Here is a 3,452-nt window from a genome sequence, read left to right on the forward strand (position 1 = left end):
TCAGCTATTTAGCCGAACGCGCTCAACTTTTTGGACTGATTAAAGCTGAACGTCAGCGACATCGAGAGAAAGAGGCTCTCCATCGACAAATATGGGAACCTCTTCCCTTAAGTTGACACCAATGGCACGCGATGCGCCCCAACCATATAAAAACTGACTAATAAGTTATCTCGAAGTCGCTTGAACCTTTAGCCAACAAGAGTTAATTAGTTTAATTATCCTAGATAAGTTCTTAAATACTTGACAAAATATATCAAATAATTTATAATATTAGATAACCAAAAATCATGATAATGTGCTATCAACATAATCGAGTTTTAGGTGTTTAAAAATTAGTTTTTCAGTCATCAAATCTGGAATTTATGAGCATTTTAGAACTGATAGAAAAAAGACTAGAAGAAAACTTTGCCCTCCACGAACAATACCTAAACCCCCAGATGGTTAGGGTACTAAAAACGATCGGCTATGATCGCCACTACGTTAAAGCCGAAGGTCCGTACCTATTCGACAATCAGGGAGAAAAGTATCTGGACTTACTGAGTGGTTTTGGTGTTTTCGCTCTCGGACGCAATCACCCCAAGATCGTGCAAGCTTTACAGGAGGTATTGACGGCATCATTGCCCAATTTAGTCCAATTGGATGCTTCCATCCTAGCGGGATTGCTGGCGGAACGGTTAGCAGCGATCGCCCCTCCCGGATTAGAACGAGTTTTCTTTGCTAATTCCGGCACAGAAACCGTCGAGGCCGCCATTAAATTCAGCCGCTACGCCACCGGACGCAGCCAAATTGTTTACTGTCAGGGAGGCTACCACGGGTTAACCATGGGTTCCCTTTCCGCCACTGGTGATACCCATTATCGTGAGGGATTTGGGCCTTTTGTCGCCGATTTTAAGGAAATTCCCTTTGGCGATCTGGCCGCGCTCGAAAAAGCTCTAATTAACCAAGACGTAGCAGCTTTTATTACCGAACCGATCCAAGGTCACGGGGTGAGAATTCCCGAACCGAACTATCTCCCCGCAGCGGCAGCCCTTTGTCGTCGTTATGGCACTCTTTTTGTGGCCGATGAAGTGCAGACCGGTTTAGGCCGGACTGGCAAAATTTGGGCTGTGGAACATTGGGGGGTAGAACCGGACATTTTATGTGTTGCCAAGGCTCTTTCAGGCGGTTTTGTGCCAGTGGGAGCGGTTCTCTGTCGTCGCTGGATCTTCGATCGAGTATTCGATCGCATGGATCGTTCTGTGGTTCACGGTAGCACTTTTGGTAAAAATAATCTGGCCATGGCCGCCGGTATTGCCACTTTACAGGTGATTGAGGAGGAAAAATTAGTCGAGCGATCGGCTTTGATCGGTCAACAAATTATCGCAGAACTGCAGCCCCTCGTAGATCAGTACGAATGTTTGCAGGAAGTGCGGGGATTGGGTATGATGATCGCCTTGGAATTTGCCGAGCCGAGCAGTTGGTCACTAAAAGCCGCCTGGAAAATGCTAGAAACCGCCAATAAAGGGCTATTTTCCCAGTTAATCGTCGTTCCCCTCTTTACCCGCCATCAAATCCTCTCCCAGGTTTCCGGCCACGGCATGAATATCATTAAGTTTATCCCCCCCCTCACCCTCTCCGACGAGGATTGCCGTTGGCTTGTCACCGCCGTTAAAGATGTGGTCGCTGATGCACACCGCTTCCCTGGGGCCGCTTGGGAATTCGGTAAAACCTTGGCCAGTCAAGCTATCCGCCAAAAAACCGCCAAAAAATAGTTAATATGTCCAGTTTGTTTCATCCCCTCTGCGGTAGTAACCTTAGTACCCTATTACGTTTATTTTTGACCAATGGCGGCATCGATCGCCCCAATTTGGCCCCAGCAACCCTGGCCCTGGCAGTTACCCTAGCGCGACTGCCTTTTTCTACCCTAGAACGAATTTTAATGACAGGGTTTTATGAGCGCCGCGTGCAGGTAAAAGCACCCATTTTTATTGTCGGCTATTGGCGCAGTGGCACGACCCATCTACACAATTTACTCGGTCAATCGGAGCATTTTGGCTATATTTCGCCCCTAGCAGTGGGATTACCCTGGGATATCCTCGGTATCGTCCGCTTATTTCAACCGCTGCTGGAATTGGCCTTACCTAGCGATCGCCATGTGGATAACGTCGCCGTTACTCCCAATTCACCCCAAGAAGACTCGATCGCCCTGGCCAGCATGATTCCCCTTTCCTACTACCATGGTTTATACTTTCCCCAACGTTTTCAGTACCATTTCGATCGAGGGGTTTTTTTTCAAGGCTGCAGCGAGAAAGAAATCGCCAATTGGCAACGTTGGCATACTCATCTATTAAAAAAAGTTTCCATCCACCAAAAAGGCAAACAATTACTACTTAAAAACCCCGTTTATACGGCACACATCGCCAGATTGCGAGCTATCTGGCCCGATGCTAAATTTATTCATATCTACCGCAATCCCTATCTAGTTTTTCCCTCAACCCGCCACTTTTTTACCCGCATCCTACCGGAACTAGCACTGCAACCCTACGATAATTTATCTATTGATGTCATCGAGCAAGCGATTCTGAAAAGTTATCCCTTAATGCTTAATTCTCTCCTGGGAGATAGTGCCGATTTACCCGCCGATAGTTTTGTAGAAATTCGTTTTGAAGATTTAGAAAAAGACCCCCTAGCACAAATCGAGAAAATCTACGATCAACTGCAACTTCCCGACTTAAAAATATCTATGCCTCGCTTTGAGAAATATATCAGCAGTCTGCAAGGATATAAAAAAAATAATTATCCCCCAGAACCAAAAGCGATCGAGTTAGTCGAATCTCATTGGCTGCCATTTATTCAACGTTGGAATTATTTTTAGTTATCAGCTTTTTCAGTTATCAGTTATCAGAACGTAGCGACTGTCTTGATTGTCAAGGGGTAACTCAAAAAACAATCAAGGAGTTGCTGTCGAACCTAAAATCTCAAGCGAGAAAAAAGCGCAGCAAAAACTAAGTCGCTCAGGTTAAACCAAAGCAAGCGCAACCCTTGATCAGAGATAACAAAAAGTGTAAATCTCTAGGAACAAGGTGGTAAATTGTCAGCAAGCTGCCAAGGCTGATTTTGGCGAACCATTGCATTAAGAATAACTAAGATTTTCCGCACACAAGCAGTCAGAGCCAGTTTTTTTGATTTACCTCGTCCGACTAGGCGTTCGTAAAAGGTTTTAATCACCGGATTATGACGCATAGCCACCACCGCCCCCATGTAAAGAATAGCTCGAATATGAGCGCGACCTCCCTGAATCATCCGCTTACCTTTATGTTGACCACTATCATGATTAATCGGCGCAACACCGACTAAGCGAGAGATTTGTTTGGCGGTTAATTGACCGAGTTCTGGTAAGTCGGAGACGAGAGTAGTAGAAATTACTTGACCAATCCCCGGCACGGTTTTTAGTAAATTGACTTTCTCGAGCC

Annotated in this window: 3 protein-coding genes; 2 read left to right on the forward strand and 1 reads right to left on the reverse strand. The window is 45.7% G+C overall.

Features of this window, described 5'->3' with window-relative positions; all coding sequences use genetic code 11:
* Positions 1-362 precede the first annotated feature (362 nt).
* Both IQ234_RS20260 and IQ234_RS20265 read left to right on the forward strand, forming a co-directional pair.
* The gene (locus IQ234_RS20260; protein WP_193958394.1) at positions 363-1,751 is read left to right on the forward strand and encodes an aspartate aminotransferase family protein; all 1,389 of its coding nucleotides are present in this window, start codon (positions 363-365) and stop codon (positions 1,749-1,751) included.
* A gap of 5 nt (positions 1,752-1,756) precedes the next feature.
* Complete coding sequence (locus IQ234_RS20265) at positions 1,757-2,854, forward strand: sulfotransferase family protein (RefSeq protein ID WP_193958395.1); 1,098 nt, start codon at positions 1,757-1,759, stop codon at positions 2,852-2,854.
* Between the two features lie 197 nt (positions 2,855-3,051).
* Here the strand turns inward: IQ234_RS20265 and IQ234_RS20270 are convergent.
* Positions 3,052-3,452 (reverse strand): transposase (locus IQ234_RS20270; protein ID WP_193955944.1); only part of this gene is annotated, 401 nt, incomplete at its 5' end.

It is taken from the genome of Microcystis aeruginosa LEGE 91341, from assembly GCF_015206885.1.
Taxonomy (GTDB): domain Bacteria; phylum Cyanobacteriota; class Cyanobacteriia; order Cyanobacteriales; family Microcystaceae; genus Microcystis; species Microcystis aeruginosa_H.

Excerpts from the sequence above, each read along its gene's own strand:
- IQ234_RS20260 (WP_193958394.1), top strand. The coding sequence starts at position 363 with ATGAGCATTTTAGAACTGATAGAAAAAAGACTAGAAGAAAACTTTGCC.
- IQ234_RS20265 (WP_193958395.1), top strand. The coding sequence starts at position 1,757 with ATGTCCAGTTTGTTTCATCCCCTCTGCGGTAGTAACCTTAGTACCCTA.